The sequence below is a fragment of the Corynebacterium suedekumii genome, assembly GCF_030252185.1.
GTDB classification, from domain to species: Bacteria; Actinomycetota; Actinomycetes; order Mycobacteriales; family Mycobacteriaceae; genus Corynebacterium; species Corynebacterium suedekumii.
The window spans coordinates 375,099-392,343 of record NZ_CP126970.1 but is presented as its reverse complement, the minus strand read 5'-3'; the positions used below and the strand labels follow the sequence as shown (position 1 = coordinate 392,343).

Below are 17,245 nucleotides of genomic sequence, written 5' to 3'. Positions count from 1 at the left end.
TCTAGCTGGGCCGGGCCAGCCCGATCGCCTCCCGCAGCGTCGCCGCCTGGGCGACCCGCATCCCGGGCACCCGGACCTTCTCACCCGCCGGGACGATGGCGTACTCGTAACCCAGCCGTGCCGCCTCCGCGAGCCGGCGCTCCAGGCTGGGCACCCGACGCAGCTCCCCGGCCAGGCCGACCTCGCCGACGACCACCGTCTTCGGCGGCAGGGGTTGCTCGTGCAGGCTCGACCACGTGGCCAGGGCGACGGCCAGATCGGTGGCGGTCTCGGAGATCCGCATGCCGCCGACGGTGGCGACGTAGGCGTCCTTCTCGTTGGTGCGCTCACCCGCCCGCGCCTGCAGGACCGCCAGGACCATGGGCACGCGGTTGTTGTCCAGGCCGGTGACCACCCGACGCGGGTTCTTGGCCACCGGGTCCACCGTCAGCGACTGCACCTCGGCGAGGATGGGGCGCACCCCGTCCATCGCCACCGTCACGGCCGAGCCGTCCGGGGTCTGCCCCCGGTGGGAGAGGAACAGTCCCGAGGGGTCCGGCACCTCCCGGATGCCGCCGGCGGTCTGCTCGAAACAGCCCACCTCGTCGGTGGCGCCGAAACGATTCTTGATGCCGCGCAGCATCCGCAGCGACGACTGCCGGTCACCCTCGAAGTTGAGCACCACGTCCACCAGGTGCTCCAGCACCCGGGGGCCGGCGACGTTGCCGTCCTTGGTCACGTGCCCCACCAGCAGCACGGGGATGCCGGAGGTCTTGGCCAGGGTGGTCAACGCCGCGGTGACGGCCCGGGACTGGGCGACACCACCGGCGACCCCCTCCACCCCGGGGGCGTGCATCGTCTGGACGGAGTCGACGATGAGCAGTGACGGCTTGAGCTGCTCCACATGGCCGAAGACCACGTCGAGGTTCGATTCCGCCGCCAGGTAGAGGGTCTCCTTGAGGGCGTCGGTGCGTTCGGCCCGGACGCGGACCTGGCCGACGGACTCCTCCGCGGTGACGTAGAGGGCGGTGCGGCCCAGGGAGGCCCAGCGGCTGGCCACCTCGAGCAGGAGAGTGGATTTGCCCACGCCGGGCTCGCCGGCCATGAGGACCACGGACCCGGGGACGACCCCGGAGCCGAGGACACGGTCCAGCTCGCCGATGCCGGAGGGCAGGGAGGTGGACGCGGCGGCGTCGATACGCGTGATGGGTGTCGCGGGAGCCGCGGGAGTCAGGGAGGAAGGCACCCTCGCCGATGAGGAGGAAGCCGGCGTGGCGCCGGATTCGACGAGGGTGCCCCAGGAGCCGCATTCCGGGCAGCGGCCGAGCCACTTGGGGGAGGAGTAACCGCACTCCGAGCAGGTGTGCAGCGTCCTCGCTTTGCGGGCCAAAGGCTAGTGGGCCTCGGGGACCGAATCGCGGACGAAGGTGCCCGGGGTCTGCTGCGGGGCGGCGATGGTGGCGGTGACCTCGACCTCACCAGTGTCGAAGGAGAACACGACCGGCAGGTTGCCGCCGATGGCGAAGTCATCGTTCGGCAGGGAGGTCTCGGTGTACTCGATGCAGCCGGTGTTCTCGGCCTGCGGCATGGAATCCAGGCCCTCGGCGGAGTCACCGACGAGGACGCAGTCGCGGCCCAGGGTGGCGGAGTCCATCTCCACGGCCGCGCCGTCGACCTCCACGGAGTCGAGCGTGTGCTCGGTCATGGAGGGATCCTGGTTGATGGCGGTGAACTTGAGGGCGGCGTCGCCCTCCTCGTCCACCACGACGGTGACGTCACGGACGGCGACGGTGCCGTCCTCCGAGTCGGCCGACGCGCCGTTGACGGCGGCAACCTGCGAGGAGGTCTGGGTGATCTGACCTGCGGAGCAGGATGCCAGTGCCAGCGCGGACAGGGCGGCGGCGGAGATGATGCCGGCCGACTTCAGGGACTTCACGAGGGTGTCCTCCATCAGTAATGGGTCACAGAAAAAGCTGTATCAGCGTCCTACCTTAGTATCTTTCCCTGCCCCACACACAGTTCCTGGGAAAACTGCCCGCACACACCCCCACCCCCGGGCGCGCGGGAGGGCGGCGGGGTGGCGATAAGCGCAGGTGGCGGGCGTGGTAGTATGTGCCGTCGAGTGTGCACCAACAGCACCGCAAGGAGTGGGAATGGATTTCAAGGTCGGGGACGTCGTCGTCTACCCGCACCACGGCGCAGCCGTGATCGCGGACATTGAGACTCGGATGATGGGCGGGGAGGAACTGGAGTACCTGGTCCTCAACATCAACCAGTCCGACCTGGTCGTGCGGGTCCCCACCACGAAGGTGGAGCTGGTCGGCGTCCGGGACGTCGTCGGCGAGGAGGGCCTGCAGAAGGTCTTCGGTGTCCTGCGTGAGACCGACGTGGAGGAGGCGGGCAACTGGTCCCGCCGCTACAAGGCCAACCAGGAGCGCCTGGCCTCCGGTGACGTGAACAAGGTCGCCGAGGTCGTCCGTGACCTGTGGCGCCGCGACCAGGACCGCGGCCTGTCCGCCGGCGAGAAGCGCATGCTTGGCAAGGCCCGCCAGGTGCTCGTCGGTGAGCTCGCGCTCGCCGACACCGTCGACGAGAAGAAGGCCGACGAGTTCATGGTCAAGGTCGAGGCCGTCATCGAGGCGGACCCGGACACCACGCCGGAGCAGCCGCTCGAGGACGACATCGACGTCGACCTCGACGACCTCACCTTCGACGACGACGACAACTAGTCCGTGAGGGTCGTCGCGCTGGTGGCCGCGGCGGGGCAGGGAACCCGCCTCGGCGCCAGCGTGCCCAAGGCGTTCGTCCCGCTGCGGGGCCGGTCCCTGGTGGAACGGTCCGTCACCGCGATGATCCATTCCGCGGTCGTCGACGAGATCATCGTCCTGGTCAGCCCGGACATGGAGGACGTCGCCCGCCGGATGCTCGGGGAGCTTCTCTGCGCGGAGGTGCCCGTCCGCATCGTCCACGGCGGCGGCGAACGCGCCGACAGCGTGTGGGCCGGCCTGCAGTCCATTCCGGATGACGACGCCGTGGTGCTCATCCACGACGCCGCCCGCGCGCTCACCCCGCCCGGCATGATCGCCCGCGTCGCCCGCGCCGTACTGGCCGGATCGCCGGCGGTCATCCCAGTGATGCCGGTGGCGGACACCATCAAGCGGGTCGACGGGGACACGGTCCTGGACACCCCGGACCGCTCCGCCCTGCGGGCCGTCCAGACCCCGCAGGGATTCTCCCTGGCTCAGCTGCGGGAGGCGAACGTCGCGTACTTCGCCGACACGGACCCCGGTTTCACCGCCACCGACGACGCCAGCCTCATGGAGTGGGCCGGCGTGGAGGTCCGCACCGTCCAGGGTGATCCCATGGCCTTCAAGGTCACCACCCCCATCGACATGATGCTCGCCCGCACCATCACGGACGAGGCCGAACCGACAATCTTCGAGGTGCCCTCATGATCATTCCCCGCGTAGGCGTGGCCACCGATGCCCACCAGATCGAGGCGGGTAAACCCTGCTGGATCGCCGGTCTCCTCTTCGACGGCCAGGACGGCTGCGAGGGGCACTCCGACGGTGACGTGGTCGCCCATGCCGTCGTCGACGCGCTGCTGTCCGCCTCCGGGCTCGGCGACCTCGGCTCCTTCGTCGGCGTCGGCCGGGCCGAGTATGACGGGGTGAGCGGGGCGCAGCTGCTGCGGGAGTGTCGGGCGTTGCTGGAGGAGCACGGCTTCGTCATCGGCAACGCCGCCGTCCAGCTGGTCGGCCAGACCCCGAAGATGGGGCCGCGTCGGGAGGAGGCGCAGCGGGTGCTCTCCGATCTGGTGGGCGCCCCGGTGTCCGTCTCGGCGACGACGACCGACCACATGGGTTTCACCGGGCGCGGCGAGGGTCGGGCGGCCGTGGCGACCGCCGTGGTCTGGCAGGGTGACCTCTAACCCCGTTTGCGGGTGACCGTGAGGTGGGCCACTCGCGGTGGGTGCGACTGGATTTCGCAGGTCAGACGTCTGTTGTCTGGTAAGCGTGTGACTGCCGATGCCCGATTGTGACCCTCCCGGGTCTGGATTCTGGCACGTCAGGGCGATAATCTCAGAACTGTCCTTACCCCTCCGGGTGTCACTGATCCGATCAGGCATGACTGGAAAACGGGTACGCTGCCCCCACCCGGGTGTGTCGTGCCCCTTGCCTAGGAGCCATCGTGGTCGAATCCGATCCCCGAGTCGTCCGAGTACTGAGCAACAACGCCGTACTCGCACGCGTCGGGGGCAGTGACTCCGACGAAGGTGGTCTCGTACTCGTCGGGCGTGGAATCGGTTTCGGTCGCCAGGTGGGCGACGCCGTCTCCGCCACCGCCGTGCAGCGCCGGTACACCGAACTGACCCCGGACCAGGTCCGCTTCCTCAGTTCGCTCAACGCCATCGACCCGTTCGTGATGGAGACCATCTCCACCGCCGTCGATCTGGCCGCCGACCTGCTCGGGGAACTCCACCCGTCCGTGTATGTGGTGCTCGCCGAACATCTCTCGTTCGCCGTGCACCGACTGGAGCAGGGTGAGGCGATTCGCAACTCCCTCATCGCCGAGATCCGTGCGGTCTTCCCCGCGGAGCTCGGTGCCGCGGAACTGATCGTCCAGTACCTGAACACGCACCTCGACATCAACCTCCCGGTTGACGAGGCCGCGTTCATCGCCCTCCACCTCAACGCCGCCCGCACCGGCGACCACGTCAAGCGGCCGCTGGCCCGCGCCAACGAACTGGCGGGACTGTCCGCCCTCGTGCGCCGGGAACTGCCCCGCGACGGCGGTGCCGATGACGGGCTGGCCATCATGCTGTCCCTGACCACCCGGCAGGCACGCACCGGTGCCTGGCGTCCCAACTCCGCCCAGCGCTCCATCGAGCGTGACCTGCCCCATGAATTCGACGTTGCCCGGCAGGTTCTCTGCCGCATTCTCGATCTTCCCGACCTGCCCCGGTACGCCGTCGGCGAGGCGGCCTTCCTGGCTGTCTTCCTGCACGGCTGGCGGCAGTCCACCATTGTGAGAAAGGAATCCTCGTGAGTACCACCATCACCACGGACCGTCCCCGCCGCACCGTCGGCACGACGGTCATGACCAGCCTGCAACGGCTGGGTAAAGCCCTCATGGGCGCGGTCGCCGTCATGCCCGTCGCCGCCATCCTCATGGGCATCGGCTACTGGCTCGACCCGGAGGGCTGGGGTGCGGACAATATCCCCGCCGCCGTCCTCATCTCCGCCGGCGGCGTCGTCCTGGACAACCTCGGCGTCATCTTCGCCATCGCCATCGCCTTCGGCCTGGCCAAGGACTCCAACGGCGCCGCCGCCCTGTCCGGCTGGCTCGGCTTCACCACCCTGACCAAGCTGCTCGGGGAGGAGGCCGTCGCCGGATACCAGGGCGTCGACCTCGAAGCCCTCGACGGACAGGCCGCCATCGACTGGGCGTCCCACGGCTGGGCCGCGGTCGGCCCCAGCAACGTCCTGTTCGGTATCGCCGCCGGTGTACTCGCCGCCTGGGTGTACAACCGCTTCCACGCCACGCGCCTCCCGGATGCCCTGGCGTTCTTCTCCGGCCGTCGGCTCGTGCCCATCCTCACCGCGCTCCTCGCCATCGTGCTGGCCGGCATCTTCTACTTCGTGTGGCCGCTGGTCTACGGTGTGCTCTTCGACTTCGGCACCTGGATCCAGGGCATGGGCGCGGCGGGTGCCGGCATCTACGGTTTCGCCAACCGCCTGCTCATCCCGACCGGTCTGCACCACGCCCTCAACTCGATCTTCTGGTTCGACATCATCGGCATCAACGACATCGGCAACTTCCTCGGTGGCGGCCAGACCATCGAGGCCGCAGCGGCAGCCACCTCCGCCGCAGAGTGCCCCGGCATCTGGGAGAACGGCGTCTGTACCGTCGAGGGCATCGTCGGCCGCTACCAGGCCGGCTTCTTCCCGATCATGATGTTCGGCCTCCCGGGTGCGGCTCTGGCGATGTACCTGCGTGCCGACACCCCGCGTAAGAAGGCCGTCGGCTCCCTCATGATGGCCGGCGCCCTGGCCTCCTTCTTCACCGGAGTCACCGAGCCGCTCGAGTTCTCCTTCATGTTCGTCGCCCCGCTGCTCTACCTGGTGCACGCCGTCCTGACGGGTATCTCGGTGGCCATCGCCGCTGCCTTCGAGTGGACCGCCGGCTTCGGCTTCTCCGCCGGCTTCGTCGACATGTTCCTCTCCGCGCAGAACCCGCTGGCCAACGAGTGGTGGATGCTGCTGGTCATGGGCGTGATCTACTTCTTCCTCTACCTGGGCATCTTCTACTTCCTCATCGGGCTGTTCAACCTGAAGTCCCCGGGTCGCGGTGAAGAGGAGGCTGACGCCGAGGCACAGCTCGACGAGGATGCCGAGGTGTCCGACGTCGCCCGCCAGATCGTCACCGGTCTCGGTGGTGGCGACAACATCGACTCCATCGACTACTGCGCCACCCGCCTCCGCGTGACCACGAAGGACTACGTCAAGGTCGACGAGGGCGAGATCAAGCGTGCCGGAGTCGCGGGTGTCATCCGCCCGTCGCAGAACAACGTCCAGGTCGTCATCGGCCCGAACGTCCAGTTCGTCTACGACGAGGTCGCCCGCCAGCTCGAGCGCACCGACGCTACGCTCGAGGGTGAACAGCCCGTCTAAGGAGTGATCGTGTTCGGATTCGGAAAAACCAGAGTCGACCTCCAGGCCCCCTTCGCCGGCCGGATCATTCCGGTCAGCGAGGTCCCCGACCCGGTGTTCAGCCAGGGGATGGTGGGGGACGGCTTCGCCGTCGTGCCTGACGACGCCGCCGAGGTCATCGAGGTGTGCGCCCCCGCCGACGGCACCCTGGCCAAGGTGTTCAAGACCCGCCACGCCTTCGCCCTGGCCACGGCCGACGGCCTCGAGGTCCTCGTCCACATCGGACTCGACACCGTCGAACTCAAGGGCGAGGGGTTCGAGTCTCTCGCCGCAGACGGTGACCTCATCACCGCCGGCCAGCCCATCATGCGTGTCGACGCCGCCGCGCTCCGCACCGCCGGCGTCTCCCTCATCACCCCGGTGGTGATGACCAACAAGAAGCAGGTCGGCAGCCTCAGGGTCAGCACCGGCCCGGCGGCGGTGGGTGACACCGCAGCCACCGTCACCATGGCCTGACCCAGTCAGCCCGCAGGTTTCCACCTGCGGGCTTCTGGCTCTTGCGCTATTCGATAGTGTGTTCTATTGTATGGATAACGCAGGGGACGTCATGAAGGGAGGGGCATCATGGAGATGGACCTGTCACAGGTCGAGCGGGCACTCACCGCCGAGCTGTACCCGGAGAACTTCTACGCCGTGAGCTCGCCCTACAACGACGTCGCCATCCGGGGCAAGCGTATCCGGCGGGCCGACCACACGATGTGGCAGTCCATCCTCCCCGAGGAAGACGAGGACGTGGACATGATCCTCGCCAGCCTCCGCGCGAGCACCGGGCACGGGGACCGCTACCTCACCTCGGCCATCTACGCGCACCAGCGCCTCCGGGAACTGCCCCGGCTGAAGAAGCAGCAGGAGCGCCACTTCCACCTGGACCTGACCCGTCTCAAGGCGATCGATGCGGTGCTGTGCAAGGTCGACGCCACGGATGCGGATCTCATGGCGTTCCTCGACGAGGAGATCACCGCCTACCTCACCGCCACCCGTCCGAACCAGCTGCTGCCCACTCCGGCGCAGATCCGGAAGAAAATCAACACCCTCATCCAGACCCGGGACACCTCCGTCTCCGAGGAGGACTCGGACGAGCGGCCGACGGAGTTCCTCGAGGTGTCCACGGACGGGGACTCCAGCGTCCTCGCCGCCGGGATGGACACGGCGACCGCCCTGGAGATCGACGCCCGGGTCCATGCCCATGCCCGGGCCCATGACCTCACCCCGGTGGCGGCACTGGTCGCCCTCATCCGCGGTGAGGGAACCACTGATGTGACCCTCAATGTCTACCGTGCCCACGATGTCCCGGACGCCCCGGCGTGGATCGACGGCGTCGGCTGGATCACCGCCGACGCTGCCGAGAAGCTCGAGGAGATGACCACCAGCATCCGCGACATGGACCTGGTCCTGGGCAAGGTGTCCAAGGCGTATCACACACCCGAGGACATCCGGGCGGCCGTCATCGGCCTCGACGGCGGGTGCTCCTACCCGTGGTGCACCCGGCCCGGTTCCTGCTCCCAGATGGACCACCGGATCAACTTCGCGGACGGCGGAGAGACCAGTTCCACCAACCTCTCGGGGTTGTGTCCGCGCCACCACAACATCAAGACCGACGGCCGGGCGAGATACATCATCGATCCGGAGACCCGGGAGAAGATCTGGCTGTTCGACAACGGCACGTGGATGATCAGCCAACCCACCGGCCCACTGGCCCCGGAACAACGACGATGGGTACAGACCATCGGGCAACGGACCCAGAAGAGACGGAATCGGATCAGGGAGGAGGCCCAGGAACGGAAGTCACGGAAGGTGCCGCACGACTGGGGAGATGATCCGCCACCGTTCTAGAGCAGGGACGGGGTGGCCGCGAGCAGGGTCCGGGTGTAGTCGTGGGAGGCGTTGGTGAACAGCTCCTCCGTGGGCTTTTCCTCGACGATCTCACCGGCGAGCATGACGCAGATCCGGTCGGAGACGTAGCGGACGGTGTTGATGTCGTGGCTGATGAACATCAGCCCGAGGCCGAGTTCCTTCTTCAGGTCGAGCAGGAGGTTGAGCACCTGGGCACGGACGGAGACGTCGAGGGCGGAGGTGGGTTCGTCCGCGATGATGATGTCCGGGGCCAGAGCGAGGGCGCGGGCGATGGCCACGCGCTGACGCTGGCCACCGGAGATCTGGCGGGGAAGTACCTCGAGGGCGGACTGGGGGAGGCCGACGAGGCCGATGAGGTCGCGGACGCGCTTCTCACGTTCCGGGCCACGTCCGACGTGATGCACGGCGAGGGGTTCCAGCAGCTGGTCGCGGACCGTCATTCTCGGGTTGAGGGAGGTGGAGGGATCCTGGAACACCACCGAGATGGCCTTGCCCAGCTCGGTGCGCTGTTTCCCGCGGCCGGTCATGGGCTGACCGCGGAAGAAAACCTCGCCGGACGTGGGTTTCTGCAGGCCGACGACGACGCGGGCGAGGGTGGACTTCCCGCAGCCGGATTCGCCGACGACACCGACGACCTCGCCGCGGTGGAGGTGGAAGTCGATGTTGCGGTTGGAGTGGACGAGGTTGGGGCGGAAGAGGGTGCCGGTGCGAGATCTGTGGACGACGGAGACGTCGCGAAGCTCGATGACGGGGGTCATGTCTGCTCTCCCTCCATTTCGCGGAGCAGGGCGTCGGTGGCGGCGTAGGAGTGCTCGGTGCCGTCGATGTGACGCATAGTGGGCTTTTCGTCCAACCCGATGCCGGGGTAGGCGGAGCGAGGGGCGAAGCGGTCACCGGCGACGAAGTCGGCGGGGAGGGGACGGTACCGGGCACCTGGTACAGGCGGTCCGCGCCGGCCTCGATGGAGAGGACGGAACCGAGGAGCCCGCGGGTGTACTCGTGCCGCGGGTCGGTGAGGATCTCGCGGGTCCGGCCCTGCTCGACGACCTGGCCGGCGTACATGACGGTGACCTTGTGGCTGAGCCGGCCGACGAGGGCGAGGTCGTGCGAGACGAAGACCATGGCGAAGCCGAGTTTCTCGCGGAGGTCGTTGAGCAGGTCGACGACCTGGGCCTGGACGGTGACATCGAGGGCGGTGGTCGGTTCGTCGGCGATGAGCAGGCGCGGGTCGCGGGTCAGGGCCATGGCGATGAGGACGCGCTGTCGCTGGCCGCCGGAGAGTTCGTGCGGGTAGGACTTCAGGGTGCGTTCCGGATCAAGGCCGACGAGTTCCATGAGTTCCTCGGCGGTGCGGGTGCCGCCGCGGCGGGTGAGCTGCCTGAGCTGGCTGCGGATGAGCATCGAGGGGTTGAGGGAGCTCAGGGCGTCCTGGTAGATCATGGCGATGTCGTGGCCACGCAGGGCGTTGTGCTGCTTCGGGGTGAGGGTGAGCAGGTCCTGTCCGTTGAAGAGGATCTCGCCGGTGATGCGGGCGGTCGGGGGCAGCAGGCCCATGATCGCCATGGCGGTGATGGACTTGCCGCAGCCGGACTCGCCGACCAGGCCCATGGTCTCGCCGGGGGAGACGGTGAAGCTGACGTTGTCCACGATGGGGACGTCGCCGTGGGCGCCGGGGAAGGCGATGGAGAGGTTGCGGACCTCGATGAGTGGGGTGGGGTCGCCGGTGAAGGTGAGGCGGCGGTCGTCGCCCAGCTCGGCGTCGCGAGGCGAGGTGAGGGCGAGGTTGAGGGTGGCGCGGGCCTCGTCGGCGCTGAGCTGGCCGAGGGCGTTGGAGGTGTCGACGGTCTCCTCGTCGCGCTCCACGTTGCGCCGGGTCGTGATGGTGGGGGACGCGAGGGCGTCGGTAAGCCCCTCGGAGAGGGTGTTCAGCGACAGGACGGTGATGAGGATCATCAGGCCCGGGAAGAACGTCGGCCACCAGGCGCCGGAGAGCAGCAGTTGTTTGCCGTCGGCGAGGATGTTGCCCCAGGACGGCTCCGGCGGTTTCACGCCGGCGTTGATGAACGACAGCGACGCCTCGAAGACGATGGCGTCGGCGACGAGCACCGTGGCGAACACCGCGATGGGGGCGATGCAGTTCCGGGCGACCTGTTTGACCAGGATGCGGGCAGTGGAGGCGCCGAGGACCTGGTTGGCGGCGACGTAGTCCTCGCCGAACTCGCTGAGCACGTTGGCGCGGACGACGCGGGAGAGCTGCGGGACGTAGAGGAACGCGATGGCGAAGACGAGGACCGGCAGGGCGTTGCCGAAGACCGCGACGAACACGGCCGCCAGGGCGATGCCGGGGAAGGACATGATGATGTCCAGGACGCGCATGAGCACCTCGGAGACGACCTTCCCGCCGGTCGCGGCGACGGAACCGAGGACCGCCGCGACGACCAGCGCGGAGCCGGTGGCGGCCAGGCCGATGATGAGCGAGGAGCGGGCGCCGTGGACCACACGGGAGAAGATGTCGCGGCCGATGGCGTCGGTGCCGAACCAGTGCTCGAACTCGGCGGCTGCACCGGCGGGCCCGAGGTGAGTGGATCGTACGTCGACAGCAGCGGGGCGACGAGGGCGGCCAGGCCCACGAAGGCGAGGACGACCATGGCGATCTTCGACGCCGTGGACATCGACCGGATGCCGGTGAACCGGGCGCCCGCCTTGTTCTCCAGGGTCGTGGTGGTGTTCCCGCGCAGCATCAGATGCTCCTGATTCGTGGGTTGACGAGGACGTAGAGCATGTCCACGACGATGTTGACGAGGATGAAGGCGATGGCCACGGTGAGCGTGACCCCCTGGACGAGGAAGACGTCGTTGCGGGTCACGCCGTCGAGAATGAGCTGGCCCATGGCCTGGATGTTGAAGATGATCTCGATGATCACCGCGCCACCCATGAGGTAGCCGACGCGCAGGCCCAGCACCGTGATCGGGGTGATCAGGGCGTTGCGCAGCACGTTGCGGGAGATGACCTCCCCCGTGGGGATGCCGGCGCCGATCGCGGTGCGCACGTAGTCCTTGTCCAGTTCCTCCACCATCGCGGTACGCACCACCCGGGCCAGTGATCCGGCGACCGGGACGGCGAGCGCGAAGGCGGGGAGGAAGATGTTGTTGAGGTAGGTCGCCGGATCCTCTGTGAACGGCACCCACCGGGTCACCAGCGCCGGGAACACACCCCACCCGCCGGGGATGGTGCCCAGCCACTGGATGAGCAGGATCGCCAACCAGAACGACGCGGTCGCCAGCGCCGCGATGGAGAACACGCGGATGACATGGTCGGGCCAGCGGTCACGGTAGAGCGCCGCGAGGACACCGAAGACCAGGGCGAGGAGCACCGCGATGGCGAGGCCGAGGAAGGTCAGCTGCAGGGTGATGGGGAAGGCCCGCGCAACGACATCGGTCACCGAGGCGTTGCCGGTCGTCGTCCCCAGATCGCCCTGGAGCATGCCGCCGAGGAAGCCGACGTAGCGGACCAGCAGCGGGTCGTTGAGGCCGTTGGCCTCGCGGTAGGCCTCCAGGGCCGCCGGGGACGCCGACTCGCCCAGTGCCAGGCGCGCCGGGTCGGCGGGGCTGAAAGACATGATGAAGAAGACGAGGAACGTGACGCCGAGGATCATCACGGGCAGGGCGATGAGGCGGCGGCCGATGAGTCTGAGCAGGTTGGACAAGGTGGCTCCTGGCAGGGCGGGTGGGAGGACCTATTCGGTGGTGCCCACGTCGACGAAGCTGAGCCCCGTCAGGGAGATCGGCTGGAAGTCCACCAGGGTGTCGCCGTTCCAGGCGGTCGGCGCCTTGCGGTGGAACAGCGGGTAGAGGGGGACCTCCTCGGAGAGCAGGTCGAACAGCTGGTTCCAGGAGTCCTGGGCGACGTCGGCGTCGGTGGCGGTGACGCCGGCGTCGAGAAGCTCCTGGACGCGGTTGTAGGAGTCGGTGCCCTTCCAGTGCATGCGGGTGTCGGTCCAGGTGTCGCCGGCGTACCACCAGCGCATGAGCAGGTCGGGGTCGTTGCCGAACACGGAGGGGTCACCCGGGGCGATGACCACGTCGTAGGACTCCGGGTTGCCGTCGATGGTGTTGTACACGTCGGAGGACTTGCGTTCGGTGAAGTCGACGGAGATGCCCAGGTTGCTCAGGGACTCCTGGATGAGCGGGGTGCAGTTCTTCACCCAGTCATGGTCGGTGCACAGCAGGCGCAGGCTGGTGACGCCGGCCTCCTCGAACAGCTGCTTCGCCTTCGCCTCGTCGTAGGTGTAGACGGTGGCGGCCTCCTGGTAGTTCGGGTGCTCCTTCTGCAGGAAGCTGGTGGCGGCGGTGGCCTGGCCGTGCATGGCGGTCTCGAGGACGCGGTCCATGTCGATGCCGTAGAGGAACGCCTGGCGGGCCCTGACGTCGGCGAACTTGTTGGACTCGTGGTTGTTGAACATGGCGAACAGGAGGCCGAAGCCCTGGATCGACTCCACCTGGGAGGTGGACTCCAGCTGTTCGATGTTGAGGTAGGGCACCGAGTCGATGGCCTGGGTGGAGCCGGACTGGATGGAGTTGATGCGGGTGGAGGCGTCGGGGATGATCTGCCATTCCATGGTGGCGGCGCGGGCGGGCCTGGGGCCGTTGTAGTCGTCGTGGCGCTCGAACCTGACCACCTTGGAGGTGCCGCCGTTGTCGGTCATCCTGTAGGGGCCGGAGCCGGTGGGGACGGCGTCGAAGGCGGTGGCGTCGGCCTCGACGACTGCCCTGGGCACGATCTTGACCACGGAGAGGCGGTCGGCGAACAGGCCGGTCGGGTTGGAGAGGGTGAAGGTGACGGTGGTGTCGTCCTTGGCCTCGACGCTCTCGATGAAGGGGATGAAGGAGGCGTAGAGGGACTGGTTGGCCTCGTCCATGACGCGTTCGAAGGAGAAGACGACGTCGTCGGCGGTGACGGGGGAGCCGTCGTGGAAGGTGGCGCCCTCGCGGAGGGTGACGTCGACGGTGGTCTCGTCCCCGGAGTCGAGTTTCTCGGCGGCCAGTGCCACGTGGGTCTCGCCGGTGGCGGGGTCCATCTCGGTGAGGGCTTCGAGGGTGTGCCAGTTGGCGGCGATGGTCAGGGCCGCGGTGGTGGTCATCGGGTCGTAGCCGTTGGTGCCCAGTTCGTAGGAGATAGCGGCGTGGATGGTGCCGTCCTCGGCGGCGGTGCCACCCCCGCCTTCCCCGGTGGTCTGACCGCCGCTGCTGGAGTTGTCGTCGGGGGCGCAGGCGGCGAGACCGGCGGATACTCCGGCTGCGGCGGCGAGGACACCGGTCAGTCGGAGGAACTGACGACGGGAGACGTGGGGGCTCATGGTGGGGGTCCTTTTCGGTTGTCGGAGCTTTCCCCTGGCACAAACATACATCAGACATCTGATGTGTTCTATGCTTTTGTCAGAAGCCGGAGAAATGCACGTCACACCGTCTGGTTATATGGACAACAGGAACAACAGGAAGAGGGACACCATGGTTCGTCGAACCCGGAACGCCGCGCGCGATGCCGAGGAGGGCATCAAGGACTACATCCGCGCCCACGGCCTGCGCACCGGCGACATGCTCCCCTCCGAGGCGGTGCTGTGCGAGGAACTGGGCTGTTCCCGCTCCTCCCTGCGGGAAGCCGTCCGCACCCTGTCGAGCCTGGACATCGTCGAGGTCCGGCACGGCCACGGCACCTTCGTCTCCGACATGTCCCTGGCGCCCCTGCTGCGCGGCCTGGTTCTGCGCATCACCCTCGACTCGGACCACTCGCTGGCCAACCTCAACCATGTCATCGACACCCGGGAGGCGCTCGACCGGTCCGTGGGTGATGAACTTGCCCGTATCTATGAGGGGCAGCCGGTCGACCATCTGCACCGGATCGTCCAGGCGATGCGTGACCGCAACAACGCGGGCGAGTCCTTCGCCCAGGAGGACCACCGTTTCCACGCCACCCTGCTGGAGCCGTTGGGCAACCCGCTGATCAAGGAGATCTCCGAGGCCCTGTGGAAGGTCCACATGCAGGTCCTGCCGCTGCTCGACCTGTCCATGCCGGAGGACATCAAGTTGACCATCGAGTCCCACGCCGACATGATCGACGCCCTCGTCGCCGACGATCCGGCCCTGTACCGGGAGGTGGTCACCCGCCACTACGAGCCGCTGCGCCGCCTGGTCAGCGCAGCTGCTGCGCGACACGGGCGGTGATCCAGCCCGGGTCCGCACCGGCCCGCAGCCCCTCGGCGGCGTCCGCACCGCTGCGGTAGCGCCCCTCGCCGATGAGGAAGGGCTCCGGGCCGAGCAGGGCGCGGGCCGCCCGGACGCACTCGAGGTCCGGGCCCTCCGTGGCGGCCCGGTCAGGCGTGTAACCGGCCAACGTGGTGGAGAAAAGGTCCAGCCCGCCTCGAGGGCGGCGCGGGCCTCGTCGGGGGTGGCGCAGTCGGCCATGATGAGCACCCCGGCGTCGTGGGCGGCGGTGACCTGGTCCTCCAGGCGGCTGCCGTCCTGCCGGGGGCGGAAGGTGGCGTCGACGCAGACGACGTCCGCGCCGGCCTCCGCGACCGCCCCCACGGAGGCGACCGACGGGGTGATGTACACGCCCTCGGAGCCCTCCTTCGTCAGGCCGAACACGGGCACGTCCACCGCGCCGGCGATCGCCCGGATGTCGTCGAGCCCGCCGTAGCCGCCGCAGCGGATCGCCGCCGCCCCACCGTCCACGCAGGCCCGTGCCACGTGGGTGAGGGTGTGGGTGTCGCGCATGGCGTGGCCGTCGGGGGCCTGGACGGAGACGATGAGCCGCCCACGCAGATTCTCGATGGTCATCATGCTCCTTCCGCCCGGGCGTATTCGGCGGCGGCGATGAGCGGGGCCGCCGGGCCCAGGGTGGTGGTGAGGACGGGGACATCCGCCTGGATGGCCAGCGTGCCGGCGCGCAGGCCGCGGGCGAAGGGCTCCCGGATGATCTCCCCGAGCGAGCCGACCCCGCCGCCGAGGACGACCGCGGACAGGTCCAGCAGGGTCACCAGCGCGCCGACGGCGTACCCGAAGCCGCTGAGGTTGCCGTCGATGACCGCGGCGGCGTCATGCCGTCCGATGATCTCCGGCAGCGTGAGGTCCGCGCCCGCACGTTCGTTGTAGTACCGCGCCAGCCCGGGGCCGCTCACGGCGTCCTCGCACCGCACCGCGCGCCCGTCGAGGTCGGCGCACACCAGGTTCGCGGACTCCCCGGCACTGCCCGTGGGGCCCGGCAGCAACCCGTGCGTATCGACGATCGCCCCACCCACCCCCGTACCCAACGACAGGTAGTACACCCTCCCGGACGTTCCCTGTCCGGCACCGAGCCGGTGTTCGCCGAACGCCCACACGCGGACGTCGTTGTGGCAGGCCACCGGCACCCCGGCCAGGCGTTCGACCGTGCCGGCCACGTCCGACCCAGCCCAGCCGGGCACGGTGTCACCGTTGTAGGTGATCTCCCCGTCGCGCACGACGCCGGGGCAGCCGACGCCGGCGCGGACGATGTCCACGCCCGGGGTGTCCAGGGCCCGTTCGACGGCGACGGCCAGCTGGTCCAGTGTCCGGCCCTCCCGGGCGAGGCTGGGCACGCGGCCCTCGCCGAGCACCGTGTCGGGCGCGTCGTCGGGGACGATGCCGTAGGCGATCTTCGTGCCCCCGATGTCGACGGCCAGGGACGCGGGCCTCATGCGGTGAGCCCCGCGTCGTCGATGATGCGGGCGATGGTGGCCAGCTCGGCGTCGTCAAGCGGCTGGTGCGGCGGTGCCATCCGGCCGGAGGTGAACACGCCGAGGTGGGCGAGCGCGGCCTTGAAGCCGCCGAGGCCGGCCGAGGAACCACCCATGCGCGCCGGGTCGCCGGCGGTGGCGATGCCGAACAGCTGCGTGATCCGGGTCTGCAGCGCCGCCGCCTCCGCCCAGCGGCCCTGCGTGCACAGGCGGGCGAGGTCGACGTAGGACCACGGGTCGACGTTGCCCAGGCCGGGGACCACACCGTCGACGCCCGCGAGGTAGGCCAGGTCGACGGTGGTCTCGGAACCGGTGAGGACCTGGAAGTCGGTCAGGCCGGCGGCGTCGCGGGCGTCGACGATCAGGCGGGTGGCGGCGTCCACGCCCCCGGAGTCCTTGACGCCGGCGAGCACACCCTCCGTGGCCAGCTCGATGAGCAGCGGGGCGTCGAGGACGACGTGGACGCACTCGGGGATGTTGTAGGCCAGCAGCGGCAGGTCGGGGGCCATGTCGTGGATGCGGCGGAAGTGCTCGGCGATCTCGGTGCGGTGGGTGCGCACGTAGAAGGGGGCGGTGGCCACGAGTCCCTGCACGCCGGATTCGACGGCGTCGGCGACCAGCGGGGTGGTCATGTCGATGACGCCCGCGGTGACCGGGACCCGCCCGGCGGCCTGGTCGACGATGGTGGACACCACCGCCCGCCGGTTGTCGCGGGTGAGGAACGCGGCCTCCGCGGAGGAGCCGAGAGCGAAGAGGCCGTCCACGCCGGCGTCGATGAGCCGGTCCACATGGCGGCGGAGGCTGTCGGTGTCGACGGTGAGATCGTCCCGGAACGGGGTGACGACGGGCGGGATGACACCGCGGAACTGGACCGTCATGGGGGGACTCCTCGGGAGATGGGTTCATCAGACGTAAGACATCATACCTCTGCCGGGAGTATGATGGG

The 17,245-nt window shown here is 68.8% G+C and carries 15 protein-coding genes and 2 pseudogenes; 8 read left to right on the top strand and 9 right to left on the bottom strand.

The genetic code is table 11. The features are described from left to right. Window position 1: 1 nt before the first annotated feature. Both radA and QP029_RS01985 read right to left on the bottom strand, forming a co-directional pair. On the bottom strand, window positions 2–1,369 hold the full coding sequence (gene radA, locus QP029_RS01990) for a DNA repair protein RadA (protein WP_284875214.1): 1,368 nt from the start codon (window positions 1,367–1,369) through the stop codon (window positions 2–4). Between the two features lie 3 nt (window positions 1,370–1,372). Beyond that, window positions 1,373–1,930, bottom strand: a complete 558-nt coding sequence (locus tag QP029_RS01985; RefSeq protein WP_284875213.1) for a hypothetical protein — start codon at window positions 1,928–1,930, stop codon at window positions 1,373–1,375. Window positions 1,931–2,132: 202 nt separating this feature from the next. On the opposite strand from QP029_RS01985, the gene QP029_RS01980 reads away from it, so the two are divergent. From QP029_RS01980 to QP029_RS01955, 7 genes are all read left to right on the top strand, one after another. Next, complete coding sequence (locus tag QP029_RS01980) at window positions 2,133–2,708, top strand: CarD family transcriptional regulator (RefSeq protein ID WP_284875212.1); 576 nt, start codon at window positions 2,133–2,135, stop codon at window positions 2,706–2,708. Between the two features lie 3 nt (window positions 2,709–2,711). Next, window positions 2,712–3,434: a 2-C-methyl-D-erythritol 4-phosphate cytidylyltransferase gene (ispD, locus tag QP029_RS01975; RefSeq protein ID WP_284875211.1), complete on the top strand. Its 723-nt coding sequence runs from the start codon at window positions 2,712–2,714 to the stop codon at window positions 3,432–3,434. Next, a complete protein-coding gene (ispF, locus tag QP029_RS01970; RefSeq protein ID WP_284875210.1) occupies window positions 3,431–3,910 on the top strand; it encodes a 2-C-methyl-D-erythritol 2,4-cyclodiphosphate synthase in 480 nt (159 codons plus the stop codon). The genes ispD and ispF overlap by 4 nt, the downstream gene beginning before the upstream one ends. Window positions 3,911–4,170: 260 nt before the next feature. Then, complete coding sequence (locus QP029_RS01965; protein WP_284875209.1) at window positions 4,171–5,028, top strand: PRD domain-containing protein; 858 nt, start codon at window positions 4,171–4,173, stop codon at window positions 5,026–5,028. A 50-nt stretch (window positions 5,029–5,078) separates the two neighbouring features. Next, the gene (gene nagE / locus QP029_RS01960; protein ID WP_432418714.1) at window positions 5,079–6,653 is read left to right on the top strand and encodes an N-acetylglucosamine-specific PTS transporter subunit IIBC; all 1,575 of its coding nucleotides are present in this window, start codon (window positions 5,079–5,081) and stop codon (window positions 6,651–6,653) included. A gap of 9 nt (window positions 6,654–6,662) precedes the next feature. Beyond that, window positions 6,663–7,148: a PTS sugar transporter subunit IIA gene (locus QP029_RS14250; RefSeq protein ID WP_432418692.1), complete on the top strand. Its 486-nt coding sequence runs from the start codon at window positions 6,663–6,665 to the stop codon at window positions 7,146–7,148. Between the two features lie 108 nt (window positions 7,149–7,256). Continuing rightward, window positions 7,257–8,525, top strand: coding sequence for an HNH endonuclease signature motif containing protein (locus QP029_RS01955; protein ID WP_284875208.1), 1,269 nt, complete (start codon window positions 7,257–7,259; stop codon window positions 8,523–8,525). Here QP029_RS01955 and QP029_RS01950 read toward each other — a convergent pair. The 4 genes and pseudogenes from QP029_RS01950 to QP029_RS01935 all read right to left on the bottom strand — a co-directional run bounded on the left by QP029_RS01950 (window position 8,522) and on the right by QP029_RS01935 (window position 13,902). Continuing rightward, a complete protein-coding gene (locus QP029_RS01950) occupies window positions 8,522–9,304 on the bottom strand; it encodes an ABC transporter ATP-binding protein (protein WP_284875207.1) in 783 nt (260 codons plus the stop codon). The genes QP029_RS01955 and QP029_RS01950 overlap by 4 nt on opposite strands. Beyond that, window positions 9,301–11,284, bottom strand: a pseudogene (locus QP029_RS01945) (dipeptide/oligopeptide/nickel ABC transporter permease/ATP-binding protein). Before QP029_RS01945 ends, QP029_RS01950 begins: the two are co-directional and overlap by 4 nt. 2 nt (window positions 11,285–11,286) lie before the next feature. Beyond that, window positions 11,287–12,252, bottom strand: a complete 966-nt coding sequence (locus QP029_RS01940; protein WP_284875206.1) for an ABC transporter permease — start codon at window positions 12,250–12,252, stop codon at window positions 11,287–11,289. A 30-nt stretch (window positions 12,253–12,282) separates the two neighbouring features. Beyond that, window positions 12,283–13,902: an ABC transporter substrate-binding protein gene (locus tag QP029_RS01935; RefSeq protein ID WP_284875205.1), complete on the bottom strand. Its 1,620-nt coding sequence runs from the start codon at window positions 13,900–13,902 to the stop codon at window positions 12,283–12,285. A 151-nt stretch (window positions 13,903–14,053) separates the two neighbouring features. Here QP029_RS01935 and QP029_RS01930 point away from each other — a divergent pair, with 151 nt between their 5' ends. After that, entirely contained in the window at window positions 14,054–14,767 is a 714-nt protein-coding gene (locus QP029_RS01930; protein WP_284875204.1) for a FadR/GntR family transcriptional regulator, read from the top strand. Here QP029_RS01930 and QP029_RS01925 read toward each other — a convergent pair. The 3 genes and pseudogenes from QP029_RS01925 to QP029_RS01915 all read right to left on the bottom strand — a co-directional run bounded on the left by QP029_RS01925 (window position 14,736) and on the right by QP029_RS01915 (window position 17,177). Continuing rightward, window positions 14,736–15,385, bottom strand: a pseudogene (locus QP029_RS01925) (N-acetylmannosamine-6-phosphate 2-epimerase). The gene QP029_RS01930 and the pseudogene QP029_RS01925 overlap by 32 nt on opposite strands. Then, a complete protein-coding gene (locus tag QP029_RS01920; protein WP_284875203.1) occupies window positions 15,382–16,260 on the bottom strand; it encodes an ROK family protein in 879 nt (292 codons plus the stop codon). The pseudogene QP029_RS01925 and the gene QP029_RS01920 overlap by 4 nt, the downstream one beginning before the upstream one ends. After that, window positions 16,257–17,177, bottom strand: coding sequence for a dihydrodipicolinate synthase family protein (locus tag QP029_RS01915; protein WP_284875202.1), 921 nt, complete (start codon window positions 17,175–17,177; stop codon window positions 16,257–16,259). The genes QP029_RS01920 and QP029_RS01915 overlap by 4 nt, the downstream gene beginning before the upstream one ends. Window positions 17,178–17,245 lie beyond the last annotated feature (68 nt).